Origin of the sequence: Agrobacterium tumefaciens (genome assembly GCF_013318015.2) — a bacterium.
Taxonomy (GTDB): domain Bacteria; phylum Pseudomonadota; class Alphaproteobacteria; order Rhizobiales; family Rhizobiaceae; genus Agrobacterium; species Agrobacterium tumefaciens.
The window spans coordinates 125,502-145,942 of sequence record NZ_CP115846.1; the positions used below are offsets into that span (position 1 = coordinate 125,502).

Sequence of the window (20,441 nt, forward strand, 5' to 3'; positions counted from 1 at the left end):
AATGATTTCCAGTTCTGAGGCGCTTAATCCGCTTTGGAGGCGACGGCGGCGGCCCGTTGGATTTCTCGTTCTTCGAGCCTCGCAAAGAGGCCGCGTAGCTCCGGCTCGCCGACCGCCGATGCCGCCAGACGGGGACTGAACCATTGAAGCTCGCGTTGATGGCGTTCCGGAAAGTCGTCTTCCATCCGCTGGACATCGAGAAGATGGACCTGGACCATTGCCGGAATGAACTCGCCGTCACCAAGCCTCTTCACGTAGGTGTAATGACCCCAAGCCTTTTTTCGGACGCGTCCCCGGACACCAGCCTCCTCCCAGGCTTCCTGGCTTGCGACCTCATGCGGCTTCTTTTTCGCCATTGGCCAACCTTTGGGTATACCCAGCGCCCGGTACCCCGGCTGGTAATAAGGAGAACCTCGATTGGGCCTGAACTGTCATCGGTTCGCCGATAGCAAATAGCGGCGTACTGGGTCCTGATTTCGCCGGTCCAGAGCTTGTCAGCTACCATTGCCAGTCGTGCTAAAGCTGTTTGTCCTGCAGGTTCACCGGGCATGGCGTGATCCACCCTCGAATTGAGAAAGCGTAGCGGTCATCCCTGGCGCGGGTGCCGACGCGTTCAACGAACTGAATATTCCTTTCCGATGCAGGATTCCTTCGAAACAAGAACCGCATCCGGCTTTTGAGCGGCGCCGCGGCCTGTAAAGGCGCTGCGCCACGATTGCGAAGAAGTGTTCAATCAAAGCGCCGGGGCTTCGACTACGCGGCCGCTGAGACCTTTTCGATCAGTGGGCGCACCTTGCTGAGGAATTCCTCGCTTCCGCACGCAAAACGGAGCTTCGACGAGAGATCGATCCTGTCCCAGTCGATCGTATTGGAGATGCCGAGATGGCCGAGTATCGGCAGTGCCGCCATCACATCCCAGGTCAAATCCCCGAGCGACACGTAGCCGTCGGTCTCGCCCATCGCCACTTCGATCATCGACAAGGTCGCGGCGCCGCAGAACCGGAAGCTGATCTTCAGATCATCCGAAATAAAGCGGCTGAAACCGGTCGAGGCACGCGACATATCAAGCGCTGGCAGCGGCTTGATCGGTTGACCGTTCAACCGTGTTGGAACGGTCTTGCCGCCGACCAGAATCAGATCTCGAACAGGTGCATAAATCACGCCGAATGACGGACGACGGTTCTCGTACAGACCAATCGAGATCGCCCAATTCTGGCCGCCGCGGACGAAGTTGAATGTTCCGTCGATCGGATCGATGACCCACACGCGCCCGGAGGCGCCAGGAATCTCGCCACTTTCTTCACCCATGATGCCATCATCGGGGAACGCCTCCCGCAAGCTGCCAATCAGGAATGCCTCAACGTCCTTGTCGGCCTCGGTAACGAGGTCGAGGTGTCCCTTTGTCTCGACGGGAAGGCTCGACAGGGAACGAAAGTGATCGAGGGCACGCTCGCCGGCTTTGCGGGCGATCTTCTCGACAATGGCAGCGGTATCCTGCTCGGCAGACTTTGGCATATTCTGATCAGCCATTTGCTTCTTCTTTCAGCCTTGCAACCTGTGCGACATCATCTCCGAGAAACTGGTCGAGCTCCCCGTCGCGGGTTCCCTGGATAACCTGAGCTTCGACATTGATGCCGTACTGCATCAGCTTTTCATGATGTCCGGCTGGCAGGTAGCAGAATGCCGCGAAGCCCTTGTCTCGAAGCTGGCGCGCCTCGCCGCTGGCGAAGTGGTATATCTCGATGTTCATCGCATCGAGGTCGGCCTGGCGGGCAATAGCGGCAGGGTCGATCAGCCGGGAATGCATCAGGCCGACAGTCGGAACTTCGGGTCCCCGACCTGTACCATTCGGTGAGCAATGGATAGGGGAGTTGATATCGTCAACCGTTCACTTCTAAAGAAATAGCGCCACTCAGCTTCCTCAGCGGCTTTATCCAGCGATTTCCTATTATGTCGGCATAGTTCTCAAGATCGACAGCCTGTCACGGTTAAGCGAGAAATGAATAAGAAGGCTGATAATTCGGATCTCTGCGAGGGAGATGATATTTGATCACAGGCAGCAACGCTCTGTCATCGTTACAATCAACATGCTACCCTCCGCGAGATCATCCGTGTTTCAAACCCGGCAGCTTGGTTGCCGTTCTTCCGAATAGCATCGGTAACATGAGCAAAGTCTGCCGCCTTACAACGGCTCTCCCGCTGACGCCGTCCCGGACTGATGGGCTGCCTGTATCGAGTGGTGATTTTGTGCCGAGCTGCCGGTCGGGGAGCTGTTGGCTGGCTGGTGGCAGGATATATTGTGGTGTAAACAAATTGACGCTTAGACAACTTAATAACACATTGCGGACGTTTTTAATGTACTGAATTCACATCCGTTTGATACTTGTCTAAAATTGGCTGATTTCGAGTGCATCTATGCATAAAAACAATCTAATGACAATTATTACCAAGCATCAATGAGATGATGTGTGTGTCTATGTGTAAATATTGCGCGGAGTCATTACAGTTATAATTATTTTACGAGTTATTTAAAGTTATAAATACATTTATATACCAAGATATATAGACTATTATAAAATATGAAACTTATATAAGTAATTCAATATTACAGAGAATAGATAGATAACATAAATTGCTTCCTATGTCTGATATACAGGATTCTATAATAATATCACGGTACAGATTTTCCATCTTGCTCTATAACGTCGGCTCTGAACGATCATTGAGGAGTCTCGAGCCAACGTGCATGAATAGTCTCCCCCAAAGTTTGGGAAAAAGGCTCAGGAAAAAGATCAGTACGAAGGCTATCCAGAAATGAATGTTGGCGAACCCAGCAAGAAAAGTTTTTTTCGTCAGAAGCCAGTAACTCGAATTGCCCAGCACGAATAAAGTGCTTGGAAAACTTACGCCGGCGGTTGCGGTGAAAAGGCGCAACAGATCGTGCGAGCTTTGCGAATTATCCATAACGTCAACAGCGGCCCGCGCAGCTAACGGCACAAGATTGGCCGCCGCAATAAGGCCTGAATAGGCATCGGTTGGAAACGTAGAGAGGCATATCAGGCCAGCCATCGTCAGGATTGCTACTAGTATGCCTGCTTTGCCTCCCCGAGGATTGCGGTCTTTATCGTCGGCAATATGGCCGACCCACCGGAGAACCCTCAGGGCATCTTCATGGTCTTGTTTGTGGTAACCGATCTGAATACGGAGACGGTTACTCACCTCAAAGGTGTCGAGCCAGGAATAGATGATGGCGCTGGAATTCCTCAATCTTGTGTATTCAGAAGTGAAATCGGAACTCTGAGCTGTAGAAATCCTTTTCATCCGCAAGAAAGAGTATTTTAATAAATCCCGGATGTTCTTCCTGTTCTGCATCAGCATTTGCCACAGAATGCATAGTGACGCCTTCCATGCTACATCTTTGGCGGTGTGAAATGTGGTTCCCTCATGTTGGGGCATAGCAATGGCGAATAAGCCAAAAATTAAAACTGGCAATCCTCCGAGGAAGACTTCGCAAGCCAGGTGAGCGGCGAGCCTCGTGTCCGCCCAAGGATAATCAAAAATCGCAAGCACCATAAGCTGTGTTTGCAGAGTAATAGGCCCAGAGCGCAAGACGGCAACTTCCGCTCCAAGTGAGGCAGATACTATGTCGGGCAGGACAACCGCCAACTGCATTATGACCAACCAAAGCCAGAACAGACCCCTCTCCGAAAGGGGTAGGTGGCATTTTAGTTGCCACCTCATTTCTTGCGTTTGAATGGATTGCGCGCTTCGACGCAGGTACTTTTTAACTTCTTTGGGCAGGCTGGGGAGTTCAAGAATAACTCGAAAGGCGTCGTCTCTTTCCTTGCGCGCTTGAGTGGCCCAAGCGTTTCGCGTGGATAGGGGCATGCGCATGAGGATATCCGTCAAGCTGTTCTCCGAACTGGCGAATGGACGATAAGATTTGTCGGCAATATCTTCATCAGGAATGACGGCCGGTTCCGGTGCTGCTCTTAAAGCAAACGCATCTACATGGTCATGGGCCGCTGGCTGGTGCGTTGAACAAAAGATCTGCTGCATATGATGTGATACCATGCCTTCATCTTCTGGCAGTAGAGTGACGGAATGGCCTCGAATGCAGTCTGCTTCTTGGCCGACATCGGTTTCCTCAGTGATGTAAGAGTAAGGTCCTCCCAAGAAGGGTGAAGGGAGGATTTTTCTGACATGGAGGGAGTGAAGCCAGCTGCTTTTGAGCTTTCTTTCTATCGCCTCAACCGGAGTGTTCTGGTTCTCCATTGATAACTTGGCACAGCTTGAGGCATCCAGGGAATGCAAAAGCTCCTTTATTAATTGTGCTCGAATCCACCGAATAAAAATGCACCGCGTGGGTCTCGGTCCTGTTTTGGCCTATAAGTCAAAGCAGCGGCGTCGACTAGACGATAGTCAGTTGTTTTTTTAAAGGAAAACGAGTTTTCTATTCGGAAAGAAAATGTGCCGTTCGCCTAATAATGATGCCAATGACTTAATCTGTACGACGGATCGTGTAATATTATAGAGCCAAGTGCGATTCAATGAATTTCAATTGTTGGTATTTCAGCGAATTTGTATTTTTCCATTTGGAATGGTATAACAGCACGTTCATAACGTTAAAGGAAAGGGGAGGCATATACGCGGAATATTTAACTGTATCAATGAAATTGAAATATTCAATCTGGCACGCAGAACCCACATCAACAGTTTAACTCGACTCTCGGAAAGCCAGCTATCATTCGAAAATCTGTCGCTTCCTCTAGCGCCGCTGTGATTGTAGGGCGAAATGACAAACTGCGCGACGTTGCCTGAATGACTGGCTGTATGGCATGGGACGCGTTCTTGAAAGAGAGTCGCTAAGATAAACCTCTCCAACCCAACCGAAACATGGTTGCTTCCGTGTTTCGAACACAGCAGTTTCACCTCATTGCGAGACTTGTTGAGAGATTTTCAAATTTGTCGGCAGGTTCGATTGCTGACTATTGATTTACACGAAAGTGTGAAAAACAAGTCCTTATCGTGGCAGTTGGTATGATGTTCAGGAGCAACGCAATTCAAAAGTGGACCCAGGCTGTTTCACGGGTCCCATCGCGGTGCCCAAATATCTGAGTAGCATCAAAGCTCTGGTGACGGTCAAATGAATTCGTCGGTGTTCTGGGAACAAGCGTTTGAAAATGTTGATATGCTCACTTCCCACTTTGACAAGTGCGGCACGAGCGAAATAGTAACCTAAACTTTCTTTATTGCGATGTTTGACAATCACTGGGCAGGTGAGTGTTATAATAGAGGGCCACTAGCCTTCGGCCATGCACACCTCACTAATGTCTTACAATCAAAATATGATACCCTCAGGGGATGATCGCCCCGTCTTTCCGACAATTGATTTGTTCGCAAACACCTCCCTGGAAGAACTTCAGCAGAGCCTATGCGCGGCGGTCGCAAATTATAGGGATTTCCTCACTCGAAAGATTCTCCCCTTCCAGCAATCTTGGGTTGTCCGAGTCCTGTCCGAATCCGGCCTAGACGAAGAGACTCTGCGCGCAATCAAAAGCTGTGTCTTCACGCCGTGTTGCAGCATTCCTGGCGCCGTCCAGCCAGATAGAATTTGCCAACATGACTCACCAATCTACATCTACACCTCCCTGAATTTATTATCGCAATACGTCGAAGGAAAAACCCTATTGCGGTGCTATCGCAAATTTGTGCTGGCTTCATCACTCCCACCATACCGAACGGATATTCCAGCAGAGGAGCTCAAGAACGTACTCAACAGTATCTTGCCAGGCGCCTATAGCATGCCGCATGCCGTAAGCTGCTTCGTGGCCATTTTGCCCAGTAAGAAATTCACGATCAGCATGTCCAAAATCACCACCCGTGGTGGCGCGGAGGAGCATTTTGTCGTTTTCAGTAGAGAAGAGAACGACATAATCCCATACGACATCGTCGCAGTGGGGAAGACGCTGTTCTCCCAGTCGGACGAGGAATTTGGTTTGCCAAATCTCAGCTTCGATGAACTACAGAACCTTATCAGCACTTAATCTGTTTTCTATTCATGGATAGAAAACAACCCTAGTGTATGGGATCAATATAACCATGCTAGTGCCACTGTGTATCTCCCGATGAGACATGTAATGATATGGATGCATGTTTCATGCAAGGATAAGAATGTGATAAAAATAATTTAATAAAAATAAGTCCTTGATGCTTTTCTGAAACATCTTTGAGGAAGTATTATTTATTGAACAGATTTTACACAAATTGAAAATTCATCCTGGTGAAACAGCGTATTTTTTTGACAGAATCGTAATGATTCGTGAGACAATGTGGGCCATCGTTTTCGGGCATCGAAAGCTGGCTTCGTCACGAGCCAAGCGAAGGCACAAGCCTCAATTTTGCGATGAGCCAGGGAGGCACGCTACGTGTCTGTCAGCAATTATAGGACTATGGTGGATGCTTTTTGACAATGTGGCGATAAGGATCACCTCGATAAGCTCGAAACCTGCTTTATGTCATTCACATGTCAATTATCGAAAAAACGGCCCTACGCTCATCCAATAGTTAAGTAACGGGTCCTGTTTGTAGTTTAACAGACAGGAATGCTGTTTCCAGAAGGCATTTCAACAGTATAAAGCCGTAAAATTACCATGATCAAGTTCCCTGCACATGCGTTTTTCAGCTATAAAGCAAGATTCAATCTCTGGGGCTCCAAAGAGCTCCGGATGCTACACCCCTCATAAAGCTTAATGATGGTATATCAGCGTCCTGTTTTCAGGGTGATTAGCCTGCTGCGGATCCGGAACCGCGAAGAGGCCAAGCTCGTGCTGATCGGAGCAGTCGTGGTTTATCGCAATTTTGTGGAACAAACCTTGGCTGATGCCCAAAAAAATTGGGTCAAGTCACTCGTACTCTACGACGATCCGGGTGATGCTGTGACCGGAATCCTGACATGGTTCAGCAGGTGTGCATGCTTGCACGGACCGAGGTTGGGGCCGTTGGACACAATCGCCGTGAATGATAATCCGCTCTACATTTACTGTCCTCGCAGGAAGCTTGAGGAATATGCAAAAGAACGTATTGTGTCTTTTCATTCAGAGATCGGCTCGGTCGTGTGCTCCATGTCACCCTTCGATGCAGGCGTGACGCGTGAGAAGGTCCGCTATGGGCATAACCTGATATCCCCAGGGTCTTGCCTCCTTCCGGATGCTTTGGAAGCCTATGTCGCCTTTCTCCCGAGCAAGTCGTTTCTGAAATTGCCATATAGCGTTTATGAGGTTCACAATGATCGTTATGTTCATAAGTTCTTTGCGCTGCTCCCAGGATCCCGCTTTCATTTTGAAGTCGTAGCGGTTGGTTTGGCCTATCCCGCTGCCAAAAAAAGGCCTTCTGGTCTTGGAATTCTGCGTTGTTGCTTCACCGGAAAGACAAACACCTGCCTGTAAGAAACTAAGCGTTGGAATGAAGCCAGAAGGTCCGCATCGCCGTTTACCGGTTTATTGTGAAATATCTTTTAAGTTATGATAATCTGCTGTTGCACGTCGGCAGCAGATCGTGGGCTATTGCCACTATGTACTACGTTCTGTTTTCAAGCACTGTAGCATCTTTCTAAGCGAAATAAATTATCTCGTTTGTTTGTGTTTTTGAAACAAATATTCATACAGAACAGTGCGATATGTCGTAAAATAGTAAACATGCTGTTCAAAGTTCTTATCCCCAGGCAATTGCCTCGGATACCTATAGTTTTAAAAAAATACCATACATATAACGACATATACGTTTTGATGCCACACAAAGTCAATGAATAGCGGGAAATAGTCGTAAGCGAAAGTTATCTTGTGTGTGACGAACTGTGTAATTGGATGCAGGGTCTATTTAAAGCCTTTTGAGCGGATGAGGTGAAGACCATTTTTGCAAATAGATATGATGGTTCCACCACGTCCAGGCTTCGCTCCGCTTAGTCTTGAATCTATTAATGACAGAATGGAAATGCATCTATTTTTGACCAGTGCATGCATCCTATATCATATCTATATCCGCGATAATCTCCTGATTTATCAGGAGATTTGGACGAAATACTGGCGGGGACGATTGGCAGAGAGCGCGCTAAAAAACGAAATTTCCGCGTTATATCTTCGTCTCCCATTTCCTCGTCCGCCGACGCTTCAGTCCATCGCAGAGCAGGAGGTGATCTGTAAAGACGCGGCGCCAATCTATGTTTATTGTTCCCGGGAAGCTATGCTGAGTCATGTGCAGTCTAAGGATCTTTGCCAATTCGGAAGGGCGAACCTTCTCGCATGCACGTTAGCTCCTTACCGAACCGGAGTTACAATCGAAATGGTGCGATGTTTGTTCAAGCGTTTACGCGATGGAAATCGCGTCGAAGCTGGAACCGGCGAAGAAGACTTGAGTCATTTTGTGGCCTTCCTTCCCACCACGGCTTTCCGGCGAGGGCCGCGGTTTTACCTGGGTGGCGAAAATGTCCAATTCTTTCTACGAGAAGGAGGGTTGGAACTCCCTTGCCACATCATCGCGTTCGGTAGAGCGTTGTTCAGCGAAATACTAGCTGATGGCTCGTCCTGGGACTGGAAAAGCGTCGGGGAGAGTTCTCGTTTGAATCATGTTCGGGCCAGTGTCGAATTGTCACGCAACGTTCCAACGGCGGAGACAACTGATAATTGGGCCGAAGCGGCTTTAGGAGCCGACGCCGTGTACCCCGTGCGGCCTCCAAATCTGACCCCGACGCAAGATCATCCTTGCAAACCCTTGCTTTCGGGAAATCGAGTGCCGAATGAACGTCATAGACCTTGGAAGCGCTTCTTCAAGAAGCTCCGATCTGTTTCAAAGCATTTCTACTTTAATCGCTGAATCTGTATTAATTTGCTGTCTGGTTGTGCTTTCGCTTAAATAATTATCTATGTTCGAGTGCGGTCCTTGTGATGTTGTTGAAACAAATGTTTTATTGGCTGATATGGCCATCAATAAAAATTTTAAAATAGCGATCATGCTATATTGATAGAACATGGTTGTATGCTACAGGTAATCAGATAGGTATTTAATAGGTATTATTTGTCGAACACAAACCCGATAATTTCGCAGTTCAATTATTGAATATCGAGAATCCGAGCGACTAAGTTTGAAGTGATTTCCCGAAATTATCGCATTTTTGAAAAAATCGTAAAGACAAATGGACGTGGCCAAGGGTCACCGAGTGCGGCGTGCCGCAAAAATAGAAACCTGGTCTCCAATTATGCCACTGCAATTTAGAATACGCGTGAACACATTGATATATCGAAATTAATAAACATATTGTTTCAATTACGAGACTTTTATTTTGACGTTTCTATATTAAGATCCAAGTGTGGACTTAGATGAGAAACTTCACGATCGATTCCTTGATTTCGCCATTCCCAGATAGCCATTTCATCTTCAGGTCGATCTGAGATTACCCAGTCCGCAATTGTTGCCGAATTTCCTGGTGTTCCTTTTCTCCAACGTATGTGTTTCCGCTCGTCTGTCTCATGACGTCGGGCCCTGCCTGTTTTAATGTCGATGGAGAACTCACCCCGCTCGCCGGAATCCAGGAGGGCTGCGAAGTCATAGCATCTAGTGACCGCAGCAAACTTCAGGTGAGGGCGTTTAGCTCTAATCATCGTATCCTCCTTGAGGTAATACGCGAGTCTCACTGCGGCTTGATCTGAATCGAAAGCCAACAAGACATCTTTATCGACAACTTGGCCCAGCAAATTTCTGGTCACCCCGGAGAAAACAACATGTGCCGCCACGATCCTCATGTCTTGCATTAGCATGGAATCAAACCAGGCTTTGCCTGCCAAATACAAATCATCGACTGTGGGTTCAGTAACTTGACGCAGACGGGCCAGTCGGCACAGTTCTTCAGGAAAAAGAGCGGGCATCAGGGCGATTGATTTCCTCCAAGCAGATGCGGGCTGGGCATTTAAAACTGCATCAACGAAGGCACCGCCGTGTGGGTATTCAAATGTATAGAAAAGTACAACAACTCTTTGATGGTATTCCGGCCGGTGGCTAAGCCAAGCCACAATCACGTGAGCCTCGTAGTTCCTACCGTCTAGGAAAATGGTGGCATCTGGATTAGCCAAAAATACCTTGCTGAATATTTCAGTTAACAAAGGAATATGATCAATGGTTTCAAGATACTTGTCTTGTATTATCCCATTTGATACCTCTCGAATAATAACAGGTACATCCTTGATTTTTGATGAGTGAATTTCATTGAAAAGCTTATCTCCCAACTTTTCAGACACTCGCCAAGTGTTAAGATCATGAGAAACGATAGCTACATTATCTGAAGTTAAACAGACGTCCAACTCGCTCAGATTGCGTCCTCCTTGCCCGAGCGCGGCCAACAATGAGCTCGCGGTGCATTCTTGAATTCGTTTCCCTAAATTGAACATTCCTCTGTGCTCAATGACCTGTAAGGGCAGGTCTTCCTCGAGCCGCTCTAGAAGCCTTGGGACAGAATGGCGTGCGAGAACCTCGGGGGGAGTAACGTTTTCTGGTAGATCCCAATGGAGTGTCCAAGCCGGCCAAACGGTTCCTTCCACCTTGAGTGGCTTACGTTGACAAAGGACCTGCGCAAAAAAACGGGAGGTTACGACACGACATGGTGAGTAAAATATAAAGTACTCTTACATTCACAGCCATTTGCGAGCTAAAGCGAATTGCCAGGTGCACGGCGGGAATTGCAGCGATTTCGATCTAAAAGTGACAAGCAAAATTTGTCGTGGAGTATATAGATATTGCCAAATGGAGTACTTAAATAATGCACAAATGCTGACAGTTTTAGCTAATATTTTATTGTGGGGCATAACTTAGCTGGAATCACTCCACGGATAATCAGTCATTGTTATTTTCGGCGTCAATTTGTCGGCCACTATCCGATTAGTTGCGCAAATCTTCAAATTTTCGACCTAACATCACACCTTTGTCGGTGTTTTCAGCGAAAGGCAGGCCCCATTTTTGAAAAATCCTCCATCAAGATAAATAGTTTAATAGGGTAAAAGGACGAAATACTTCGGTGTTGAGATTCGACTCAATTAATTTCAAACCAATCCCGTGATTGATGCTATAGAGTCGCCCAATATAAGGGGCACTGAAGCGCGTTTAATTATTGACTGTGACTGAAATTTACATTCAAAAATAAGTAACTAGTTCGATATGTATCACAGTCGACCGATATTCAACATTATCGACAGCTCGAATATACAAGATCGGCGTGAACTTAAACTCGTCCTACGTCACACAGAGATTGCTTATCGCAGCTTTGCACAAGAGGATCTCATACCTGCTCAACGTTCCTGGATGAATTCCATCATTAATACTGATGTTCCCATTGATCCAGCTATAGATGAAGTGGTCAAGCGCTTTTGCGAAGTTGCTTGCTTGCCAGGCCCAGCAGGTATACCCCTGTATATTATACTCAATGATTCACTAATGTACGTTTATTGTTCGTTTCAAGCAATGCGAAAGTACGCACACAAGCGATTTTATGACGGCGTTTCCGACGAAGGCGTAGTCATCTCCACCGTTCCACCCTATGCGGAAGGAATAACAAAAGAAACTATGAGGTCGTGGCACAACAACGTCTGTCAGAATACAAGCAATGAAACACATGATTTGGATGCTTATATTGCTTTCCTTCCTACTTCGCTTCAAAATCCAAGTTTCTCGCATATGAAGATCGGCTGCGATAGCTTCTTAGCGCCATCCCGGGTTGATCCTTTCTGTGTTGAAATAATCGCGGTCGGCAAAGCCCTCTTTCATGATAACGGGCTGAAAAAGAACCCAAGGTGTGGTGGTCAATGGCTCCCACCTTCTTGTTGAAGCGCTTGGTCTAATGCGCAGAGGTGTGTCAGCGGGGATGAAGCAACAGTGTCCGATTGTAACGAAATGTATCGATCCTATGTAATGATAATAAAATGCTGTAGCCAGCATTAAGATAATCAGCGTATTTCCCATATGTACTATGAATTCTATGTTGTATTGTTGCGTGCTTTATGAGTGATAAATTATTTGCTAAAGATATATATGGTTAATATTTTTGGCTTGGGGCCCCTGTCTAATCTTTGAGCCGTTCTGGCGCTCAAAACAAATTGTAGGTGCAGCCTACGAAATTCTCTACTTTAATTTTATTTGGGAATCTAATTCACTATTGAGTCAAAAGATAATGCGTATTCTGTTCCGTGGAGACGCAATAACTGTAGAATATATATATCAAGTAGCTGTTTTGATTTCGGGAACGACAAGCCTGTCTGAAGAAATTTCTATCACATTCAGATAATGCTAACTGAAGTGCAGATTTATTAGACAATAAGTGGCGTGGCATACAGCTAATTAAAAGCATCGGGAAAGGAAGGAAAATTTATGGCTTTTTCTAATGCTGCCCCGATTGCTAACAGACGGTGGTCTGACCCCGCTAATCCGTCAATTTCCATTCCAACAGGCAAGCGATCAGGTGTAAGGCAGGCAGGAAGGCTCAACCCAGGTAGGCCTGCGTTGCTGCTTGGGTCCACATTTCGCACGTAGATCTTGAAAGTGTTCATCATTGAGCCATTGTGGATGACTGACGACTCCTGACCTATGGCTTTGGCCGCTAAGGGTGCAGTTGGGAAAAGGATTGCATCTAACTGATAGAGTCTGAAGTAATTCCGATAAGTGGCCTGGAGCCTTGGCCTGAAGGATTGACGCGCCAGTTCATATTCATCGTTGGAAATTTGTTGCCCATCAATTTGCGCACTGACAATGTTCGCTACATCGGGGCTACGAATTCCTTTGATAACGTCAGAAAAAGAAACTGTTCCCACAAAATCGTCGAGATACTTTTTTAGAGCGTGTGGAAATTCGTAAAGCGCAATTGGCAAACTTGCCCCACTGTTCAGTTCCTCTAGGTGGGGGATGTCGGCTTCAACAAAGGTTACGCCTCTGTTGGCTAGCAAGCGAATCGTCGTTTCAGCTGCGAAGGCCACATCAGCATCAAGGTCATCGTAAAAGTAGGTAGTGGGGAGGCCGATCCGAAGCCCCTTCAGCGGCATGGGTGAAATTTTCGCCGACCGTCCGGAAATCACCTGATCGAGGATTATAACATCGGCTACGCACTGCGCTATGATTCCGGCGGTGTCCCGGGTGGGGCTGACCGGTATTATCCGATCTCTTGGATATCGAGCAAGCGTCGGTCGAAATCCTACTACGCCACACAGGGCTGCGGGTAGGCGAACAGATGCACCGGTATCGGTGCCTATGCCGCCTAACATCAATCGGCTTGCCACCGCAGCAGCCACACCACCGCTTGAGCCTCCTGGTATCAGACTTGGATTCCACGGGTTCCGCACCGCACCGGTGGCATAGTTGTTGCTCGTAATTCCAAACGATAACTCATGCATGTTTCCCGAGGCACCCGGCAGTGCTCCAGCTGAAAAAAGTCTTTCTGCGACGCGGGATGGTATCTTTGGCAAGTGGTTTATCAGCGCCGGAGTAGCAGCGCTTGTAGGAAATATGCCGGTCGCGATGTTCGCCTTAAAACAGAGTGGAATGCCGCAAAGACCTAATCCGGCGTTTCCATGACGATCAATTTTTTTGGCGCTTCGCCGCAAGCCATCCCAGTCTGTAGCCAGAAGGGCATTTAATGGTTTTGCAGCTTGGCAACGCGCTATCAGAGTTTCTACTAGTTCTAAGCAGGAGTAGTCTTTCCGTCTCAGGCGTTCTAGGGTTTGTGCTAACGAGGTAATGGGCACCATTTTTCTGGTTTGGGGATTTCAGGGCCATTTCAGATTAAATAAATATACCGCGCTTTGACCCAAATTGCGCGATTATTGGAGGGAATTCCGCAATCAAGGCGTATGATACTAATCATTGGAGGCACTAAGGTCGCTTTTTCAAACGGAAACAGTATTGTATCAATCAATATTCAACTTGATTGAGCGGCGAGGTGGACCTGCGTGAATATTGTATTAAAAAATGCCCAAATTGTCGCTTTCCATTGGGATGTCAATGAACAGTATGTTCCCCGATTTGCAACTTAAATAGAAACGGTTGATGTCGTTAGTTATCTACACAAAGACCAATCTTTTCTAGCAATGTCAGCTTCAGCTCTCCTTGATAACCAGTGCGATCATTTCTCTACCAAAATGGTGGATCTGATAATGGTCGATAAGGCTGATGAATTGGACCGCAGGGTTTCCGATGCCTTCTCAGAACGTGAAGCTTCTAGGGGAAGGAGGATTACTCAAATCTCCGGCGAGTGCAGCGCTGGGTTAGCTTGCAAAAGGCTGGCCGACGGTCGCTTTCCCGAGATCTCAGCTGGTGAGAAGGTAGCAGCCCTCTCCGCTTACATCTATGTTGGCAAGGAAATTCTGGGGCGGATACTTGAATCGGAACCTTGGGCGCGAGCAAGAGTGAGTGGTCTCGTTGCCATCGACCTTACACCATTTTGTATGGATTTCTCCGAAGCACAACTTCTCCAAACCCTGTTTTTGCTGAGCGGTAAAAGATGTGCATCCAGCGATCTTAGTCATTTCGTGGCCATCTCAATCTCTAAGACTGCCCGCTCCCGAACCCTGCAAATGCCGCCGTACGAGAAAGGCACGACGAAACGCGTTACCGGGTTTACCCTGACCCTTGAAGAGGCCGTACCATTTGACATGGTAGCTTATGGTCGAAACCTGATGCTGAAGGCTTCGGCAGGTTCCTTTCCAACAATTGACTTGCTCTATGACTACAGATCGTTTTTTGACCAATGTTCCGATAGTGGACGGATCGGCTTCTTTCCGGAAGATGTTCCTAAGCCAAAAGTGGCGATCATTGGCGCTGGCATTTCCGGACTCGTGGTGGCAAGCGAACTGCTTCATGCTGCTGTAGACGATGTTACAATATATGAAGCAAGTGATCGGGTTGGAGGCAAGCTTTGGTCACATGCTTTCAAGGACGCTCCCAGCGTGGTGGCCGAAATGGGGGCGATGCGATTTCCTCCTGCTGCATCGTGCTTGTTTTTCTTCCTCGAGCGGTACGGCCTGTCTTCGATGAGGCCGTTCCCAAATCCCGGCACAGTCGACACTAACTTGGTCTACCAAGGCCTCCGATACATGTGGAAAGCCGGGCAGCAGCCACCGAAGCTGTTCCATCGCGTTTACAGCGGTTGGCGTGCGTTCTTGAAGGACGGTTTCCATGAGGGAGATATTGTGTTGGCTTCGCCTGTTGCTATTACTCAAGCCTTGAAATCAGGAGACATTAGGCGGGCTCATGACTCCTGGCAAACTTGGCTGAACCGTTTCGGGAGGGAGTCCTTCTCTTCAGCGATAGAGAGGATCTTTCTGGGCACGCATCCTCCTGGTGGTGAAACATGGAGTTTCCCTCATGATTGGGACCTATTCAAGCTAATGGGAATAGGATCTGGCGGGTTTGGTCCAGTTTTTGAAAGCGGGTTTATTGAGATCCTTCGCTTGGTCATAAACGGATATGAAGAAAATCAGCGGATGTGCTCTGAAGGAATCTCAGAACTTCCACGTCGAATAGCCACTCAAGTGGTTAACGGTGTGTCTGTAAGCCAGCGTATACGCCATGTTCAAGTCAGGGCGATTGAGAAGGAAAAGACAAAAATAAAGATAAGGCTTAAGAGCGGGATATCTGAACTTTATGATAAGGTGGTGGTTACATCTGGACTCGCAAATATCCAACTCAGGCATTGTCTGACATGCGATACCACCATTTTTCGTGCACCAGTGAACCAAGCGGTTGATAACAGCCATATGACAGGCTCGTCAAAACTCTTCCTGCTGACTGAACGAAAATTTTGGTTAGACCATATCCTCCCGTCCTGTGTCCTCATGGACGGGATCGCAAAAGCAGTGTACTGCCTGGACTATGAGCCGCAGGATCCGAATGGTAAAGGTCTGGTGCTCATCAGTTATACATGGGAGGACGACTCCCACAAGCTGTTGGCGGTTCCCGACAAAAAAGAGCGATTCTGTCTGCTGCGGGACGCAATTTCGAGATCTTTCCCGGAGTTTGCCCAGCATCTAGTTCCCGCCTGCGCTGATTACGACCAAAATGTTGTTCAACATGATTGGCTTACAGACGAGAATGCCGGGGGAGCTTTCAAACTCAACCGGCGTGGCGAGGATTTTTATTCTGAAGAACTTTTCTTTCAAGCGCTGGACATGACTAATGATACCGGAGTTTACTTGGCGGGTTGCAGTTGTTCCTTCACCGGTGGATGGGTGGAGGGCGCTATTCAGACCGCGTGTAACGCCGTCTGTGCAATTATCCACAATTGTGGAGGTATTTTGGCAAAGGACAATCCTCTCGAACACTCTTGGAAGAGATATAACTACCGCAATAGAAATTAATCTACGGATCCTGTTACAAGTATTGCACGTTTTATAAATTGCATATTAATGCAATCTTGATTTTCAACAACGAAGGTAATGGCGTAAAATAAAAAATGTATGTTATTGTATTGATCTTTCATGATGTTGAAGCGTGCCATAATATGATGATGTATAATTAAAATATTAACTGTCGCATTTATTGAAATGGCACTGTTATTTCAACCATATCTTTGATTCTGTTACAATGACAACGACTGCAAGAAGTAAATAATAGACGCCGTTGTTAAAGAATTGCTATCATATGTGCCTAACTAGAGGGAAATTTACGTCAATTGTGAAATAGTCGCCCTTATTTTGACGTCTCACCTAATCAAATATTACAAAAGATCTCACTCTGTCGCCAGCAATGGTGTAATCAGCGCAGACAAATGGCAGTAAAGCGCGGAAAAACGTCCCCGAGTGGCATGAATAGCTGCCTCTGTATTGCTGATTTAGTCAGCCTTATTTGACTTAAGGGTGCCCTCGTTAGTGACAAATTGCTTTCAAGGAGACAGCCATGCCCCACACTTTGCTGAAAACAAATTGCCCTTTGGGGAGACGGTAAAGCCAGTTGCTCTTCAATAAGGAATCTCGAGGAGGCAATATAACCGCCTCTGGTAGTACACTTCTCTAATCCAAAAATCAATTTGTATTCAAGATACCGCAAAAAACTTATGGATCTGCGTCTAATTTTCGGTCCAACTTGCACAGGAAAGACGTCGACCGCGGTAGCTCTTGCCCAGCAGACTGGGCTTCCAGTCCTTTCGCTCGATCGGGTCCAATGTTGTCCTCAGCTGTCAACCGGAAGCGGACGACCAACAGTGGAAGAACTGAAAGGAACGAGCCGTCTATACCTTGATGATCGGCCTCTGGTGAAGGGTATCATCGCAGCCAAGCAAGCTCATGAAAGGCTGATGGGGGAGGTGTATAATTATGAGGCCCACGGCGGGCTTATTCTTGAGGGAGGATCTATCTCGTTGCTCAAGTGCATGGCGCAAAGCAGTTATTGGAGTGCGGATTTTCGTTGGCATATTATTCGCCACGAGTTAGCAGACGAGGAGACCTTCATGAACGTGGCCAAGGCCAGAGTTAAGCAGATGTTACGCCCCGCTGCAGGCCTTTCTATTATCCAAGAGTTGGTTGATCTTTGGAAAGAGCCTCGGCTGAGGCCCATACTGAAAGAGATCGATGGATATCGATATGCCATGTTGTTTGCTAGCCAGAACCAGATCACATCCGATATGCTATTGCAGCTTGACGCAGATATGGAGGATAAGTTGATTCATGGGATCGCTCAGGAGTATCTCATCCATGCACGCCGACAAGAACAGAAATTCCCTCGAGTTAACGCAGCCGCTTACGACGGATTCGAAGGTCATCCATTCGGAATGTATTAGTTTGCACCAGCTCCGCGTCACACCTGTCTTCATTTGAATAAGATGTTCGCAATTGTTTTTAGCTTTGTCTTGTTGTGGCAGGGCGGCAAGTGCTTCAGACATCATCCTGTTTTCAAAATTTATGCTGGCGAACAGCTTCTTAATTCCTTTGGAAATACTAGACTGCGTCTTAAAATTACGATGTCTGGATATAGATATGATTGTAAAATAACCTATTTAAGTGTTCATTTAGAACATAAGTTTTATGAATGTTCTTCCATTTTCGTCATCGAACGAATAAGAGTAAATACACCTTTTTTAACATTATAAATAAGTTCTTATACGTTGTTTATACACCGGGAATCATTTCCATTATTCGCGCAAAAAGTCACGGATATTCGTGAAAGCGACAAAAACTGCGAAATTTGCGGGGAGTGTCTTCAGTTTGCCTATTAATATTTAGTTTGACACTAATTGTTACCATTGCAGCCAAGCTCAGCTGTTTCTTTTCTTAAAAACGCAGGATCGAAAGAGCATGACTCGGCAAGGTTGGCTTGTACCATGCCTTTCTCATGGCAAAGATGATCAACTGCAGGATGAACTCTCGGAGCTTTCAAAAGCTTATCGAAAAAAGTTCCAAACCGATCTGCACACTAAGTCTGGCGACATCATCGATCCTAGCGGGGAATTTCTGTACGTCTATCTCGATGAAGAGAATTATCGGATATGCCGGCAAAGCATGGTTCTAGTTTCAAATGCTCCTGATGGATTGATTGCCACGACGTTGGAGCCCTATTCTGACAGTTATACATTCCGGCAGGTGAGGGAGCAACTGCAAGCCTTCAGCGGAGACGGTGGTCGGATCAACTACAGCAGAAATGAACACTCATCCTCGTACTTTCTAACAATTCAGGCCAGCAACGAGTTCAAGCACGTAGGAGCCGTCCGGAACACTTTTGGTCAAAGCAAGGACATTTGGAAAAGGAGAATGCCAGACGCCAGCCAACCGTTGGATTATCACTTGATCGCTGTGGGCTGTTCAGCTTTCCTCCCTGAGGCTGCTCTTGATGACGTGGAGTCAGATGGTGCTGTCTAGTTTTAATGGCGCCGGGTTTCGAAGTCTATGTCATTCTAGTAGTTGCATCATAGAGGTGCTTATAAAATCTATTATTATGTCAAGGTGTGTCTGAGAACCTCGTTGTATTAAGTATTAAAGGAATAAGGCAAATAGTATTGAACTTGTAGTTCTTGTCATATTCAATCGAACCCGGTAAAACTTAGAGATAATTATATTCTTATTTAAGAGTAATGATGTTAAGTTGTTCATTGAATTAATTTAAATCACAATCTCACGGTATGGTTAGAAATAGACGCCCGTTAGATTGTTACCAGGCTAGATTCGAAAACTGCAAGAAACACCCATGATGGGTGGTGATGTTTTCCGAAAAAATTCCCTGCTTTTAGACGAATATAACGTATTTATTTCGTTACTAGATGACATTGGAAACATGAAGAATAACAAAGATCCAAAGCACACTCTCATAGATTAGCCGACTTTATTAGGAGTCGTCGACGGGAATTATGCCGAAAGATGGCATGACCCTAAAGCAATGATCGGATAATTGATAAGGTTTCCTGTCTGAGAATCTCTTGTTTCCGCTCCGCCAGTCTCGTCTTCATCGTCGTCATCTTCTCCTTCCTCAGTGTAATTTCCTCCCCGGGCATAAAAGCCGTAGTTTTCATTGTTGATTACGTCGGTCCCGAACCGAACAAAGCAGTTGCTTGGCATGATCGCTAAAAAGAACTGATTTGTATGCGGGCCTTGATAGTAGTTGACGAGGCCACCTTGATCGCACCTTTCCTGCATGACTTGATTCAGCCTGCGTGCATCCATCAACCACGGCGGTATTGCAGTTGCCATTATTCCGGAGTTAGAGGAGTTGGACGGTAGGCGTCGACGCAAGGCGCATTGGCGTGCAATATCTTCACGAAGGTAAACATAGACCAGCTCTTGTCGAGTGAGGATGTACTCATCATCAAACTCACCAAGTCTAATCGCGGAAGGCTGAAAGTATAGAGTTTCGGGAAGTAAAGCTCCGAAATCCGTTCTCGCCTGATCCAAGCGACTCTGCATCTCGCCGGTGCGCAGGATAAGCGTCAAATCTCGAACCTGCCAATTAGCTACCGTCATCGCAGTTTTGGATGTACTACAAAATACCTGCCGCTGGTAAGTCTGAGCCGTTGGTTCTTATATTGACCTGGGAAGCCCATTGACGTCATTGGTGACCGTTTGATGCCGTGTGAAAACACGACAGATTGATAGCATTGATTAGCGCTTTTGAATTTTAAGCTGCTGAGCCCCGGCACGCTGTCGCAAAAGTCGCCCTAGGCCCGCCTAACGATTTGTCGTCACTTGGCAAGGTGTGTGACCTGCACCTCATTTGTGGGCTCGCATGCACCGAAAAACTGCTGCATAATTCTCGGGGCAGCAAGTCGGTTATCTGAAGTTGTCGCGTTTGGAGCGGCCTTTCCTCCGCGGCCTGAGCTCCGACCAACCGCTAGCGTTGTCAGTGTTGCAAAGCGTTCTGTGTGGGCCTACTTTAATTGCTTCCAGTGCTAGATTAGCGAAAGGAGATATTATCCCAAAACATTTTGTTGA

12 protein-coding genes and 2 pseudogenes are annotated in these 20,441 nt (G+C 47.0%); 7 read left to right on the forward strand and 7 right to left on the reverse strand.

Annotation, left to right across the window (positions count from 1 at the left end):
• Positions 1–23 precede the first annotated feature (23 nt).
• From G6L97_RS27800 to G6L97_RS27815, 4 genes and pseudogenes are all read right to left on the reverse strand, one after another.
• Positions 24–550: pseudogene (locus G6L97_RS27800) on the reverse strand (NUDIX hydrolase).
• Positions 551–753: 203 nt separating this feature from the next.
• Positions 754–1,530 carry an inositol monophosphatase family protein gene (locus tag G6L97_RS27805; protein WP_065698661.1) on the reverse strand — a complete coding sequence of 259 codons (777 nt, stop codon included), beginning with the start codon at positions 1,528–1,530 and terminating at the stop codon, positions 754–756.
• A pseudogene (locus G6L97_RS27810) lies at positions 1,523–1,831 on the reverse strand (phosphodiesterase); the annotation flags it as partial. The pseudogene G6L97_RS27810 and the gene G6L97_RS27805, both read right to left, overlap by 8 nt.
• 866 nt (positions 1,832–2,697) lie before the next feature.
• Positions 2,698–4,275 carry a C protein gene (locus tag G6L97_RS27815; RefSeq protein ID WP_174004726.1) on the reverse strand — a complete coding sequence of 526 codons (1,578 nt, stop codon included), beginning with the start codon at positions 4,273–4,275 and terminating at the stop codon, positions 2,698–2,700.
• A 1,055-nt stretch (positions 4,276–5,330) separates the two neighbouring features.
• Between G6L97_RS27815 and G6L97_RS27820 the strand changes: the two genes are divergently transcribed.
• From G6L97_RS27820 to G6L97_RS27830, 3 genes are all read left to right on the forward strand, one after another.
• The gene (locus G6L97_RS27820) at positions 5,331–6,047 is read left to right on the forward strand and encodes a RolB family protein (protein WP_045231701.1); all 717 of its coding nucleotides are present in this window, start codon (positions 5,331–5,333) and stop codon (positions 6,045–6,047) included.
• Between the two features lie 705 nt (positions 6,048–6,752).
• Positions 6,753–7,448, forward strand: coding sequence for a RolB family protein (locus tag G6L97_RS27825; RefSeq protein WP_099086244.1), 696 nt, complete (start codon positions 6,753–6,755; stop codon positions 7,446–7,448).
• A 478-nt stretch (positions 7,449–7,926) separates the two neighbouring features.
• The gene (locus tag G6L97_RS27830; protein WP_010891465.1) at positions 7,927–8,871 is read left to right on the forward strand and encodes a RolB family protein; all 945 of its coding nucleotides are present in this window, start codon (positions 7,927–7,929) and stop codon (positions 8,869–8,871) included.
• A gap of 461 nt (positions 8,872–9,332) precedes the next feature.
• On the opposite strand, the gene G6L97_RS27835 is transcribed toward G6L97_RS27830, so the two are convergent.
• Positions 9,333–10,439, reverse strand: coding sequence for a glycerophosphodiester phosphodiesterase family protein (locus G6L97_RS27835; RefSeq protein WP_010891464.1), 1,107 nt, complete (start codon positions 10,437–10,439; stop codon positions 9,333–9,335).
• 763 nt (positions 10,440–11,202) lie between these two features.
• On the opposite strand from G6L97_RS27835, the gene G6L97_RS27840 reads away from it, so the two are divergent.
• Entirely contained in the window at positions 11,203–11,868 is a 666-nt protein-coding gene (locus tag G6L97_RS27840) for a RolB family protein (RefSeq protein WP_083212579.1), read from the forward strand.
• A 506-nt stretch (positions 11,869–12,374) separates the two neighbouring features.
• Here G6L97_RS27840 and iaaH read toward each other — a convergent pair.
• Positions 12,375–13,778, reverse strand: coding sequence for an indoleacetamide hydrolase (gene iaaH / locus G6L97_RS27845; protein WP_174004728.1), 1,404 nt, complete (start codon positions 13,776–13,778; stop codon positions 12,375–12,377).
• Between the two features lie 405 nt (positions 13,779–14,183).
• On the opposite strand from iaaH, the gene G6L97_RS27850 reads away from it, so the two are divergent.
• The 3 genes from G6L97_RS27850 to G6L97_RS27860 all read left to right on the forward strand — a co-directional run bounded on the left by G6L97_RS27850 (position 14,184) and on the right by G6L97_RS27860 (position 18,878).
• Positions 14,184–16,385, forward strand: a complete 2,202-nt coding sequence (locus G6L97_RS27850; RefSeq protein WP_236773750.1) for an FAD-dependent oxidoreductase — start codon at positions 14,184–14,186, stop codon at positions 16,383–16,385.
• A gap of 695 nt (positions 16,386–17,080) precedes the next feature.
• Positions 17,081–17,803, forward strand: a complete 723-nt coding sequence (gene ipt, locus G6L97_RS27855) for an adenylate dimethylallyltransferase Ipt (protein ID WP_010891460.1) — start codon at positions 17,081–17,083, stop codon at positions 17,801–17,803.
• A gap of 514 nt (positions 17,804–18,317) precedes the next feature.
• Positions 18,318–18,878, forward strand: a complete 561-nt coding sequence (locus G6L97_RS27860) for a RolB family protein (protein WP_010891459.1) — start codon at positions 18,318–18,320, stop codon at positions 18,876–18,878.
• A 483-nt stretch (positions 18,879–19,361) separates the two neighbouring features.
• On the opposite strand, the gene G6L97_RS27865 is transcribed toward G6L97_RS27860, so the two are convergent.
• Positions 19,362–19,973 carry a RolB family protein gene (locus tag G6L97_RS27865; RefSeq protein WP_174004732.1) on the reverse strand — a complete coding sequence of 204 codons (612 nt, stop codon included), beginning with the start codon at positions 19,971–19,973 and terminating at the stop codon, positions 19,362–19,364.
• Positions 19,974–20,441 lie beyond the last annotated feature (468 nt).

Bases quoted from the DNA above. Each gene is read 5' to 3' on its own strand.
- G6L97_RS27815 (WP_174004726.1), bottom strand. From the start codon at position 4,275: ATGGAGAACCAGAACACTCCGGTTGAGGCGATAGAAAGAAAGCTCAAA.
- G6L97_RS27850 (WP_236773750.1), top strand. From the start codon at position 14,184: ATGGTCGATAAGGCTGATGAATTGGACCGCAGGGTTTCCGATGCCTTC.
- iaaH (WP_174004728.1), bottom strand. From the start codon at position 13,778: ATGGTGCCCATTACCTCGTTAGCACAAACCCTAGAACGCCTGAGACGG.
- G6L97_RS27835 (WP_010891464.1), bottom strand. From the start codon at position 10,439: ATGTTCAATTTAGGGAAACGAATTCAAGAATGCACCGCGAGCTCATTG.
- G6L97_RS27825 (WP_099086244.1), top strand. From the start codon at position 6,753: ATGATGGTATATCAGCGTCCTGTTTTCAGGGTGATTAGCCTGCTGCGG.
- G6L97_RS27865 (WP_174004732.1), bottom strand. From the start codon at position 19,973: ATGACGGTAGCTAATTGGCAGGTTCGAGATTTGACGCTTATCCTGCGC.
- G6L97_RS27830 (WP_010891465.1), top strand. From the start codon at position 7,927: ATGATGGTTCCACCACGTCCAGGCTTCGCTCCGCTTAGTCTTGAATCT.
- G6L97_RS27805 (WP_065698661.1), bottom strand. From the start codon at position 1,530: ATGGCTGATCAGAATATGCCAAAGTCTGCCGAGCAGGATACCGCTGCC.
- G6L97_RS27840 (WP_083212579.1), top strand. From the start codon at position 11,203: ATGTATCACAGTCGACCGATATTCAACATTATCGACAGCTCGAATATA.
- ipt (WP_010891460.1), top strand. From the start codon at position 17,081: ATGGATCTGCGTCTAATTTTCGGTCCAACTTGCACAGGAAAGACGTCG.
- G6L97_RS27820 (WP_045231701.1), top strand. From the start codon at position 5,331: ATGTCTTACAATCAAAATATGATACCCTCAGGGGATGATCGCCCCGTC.
- G6L97_RS27860 (WP_010891459.1), top strand. From the start codon at position 18,318: ATGACTCGGCAAGGTTGGCTTGTACCATGCCTTTCTCATGGCAAAGAT.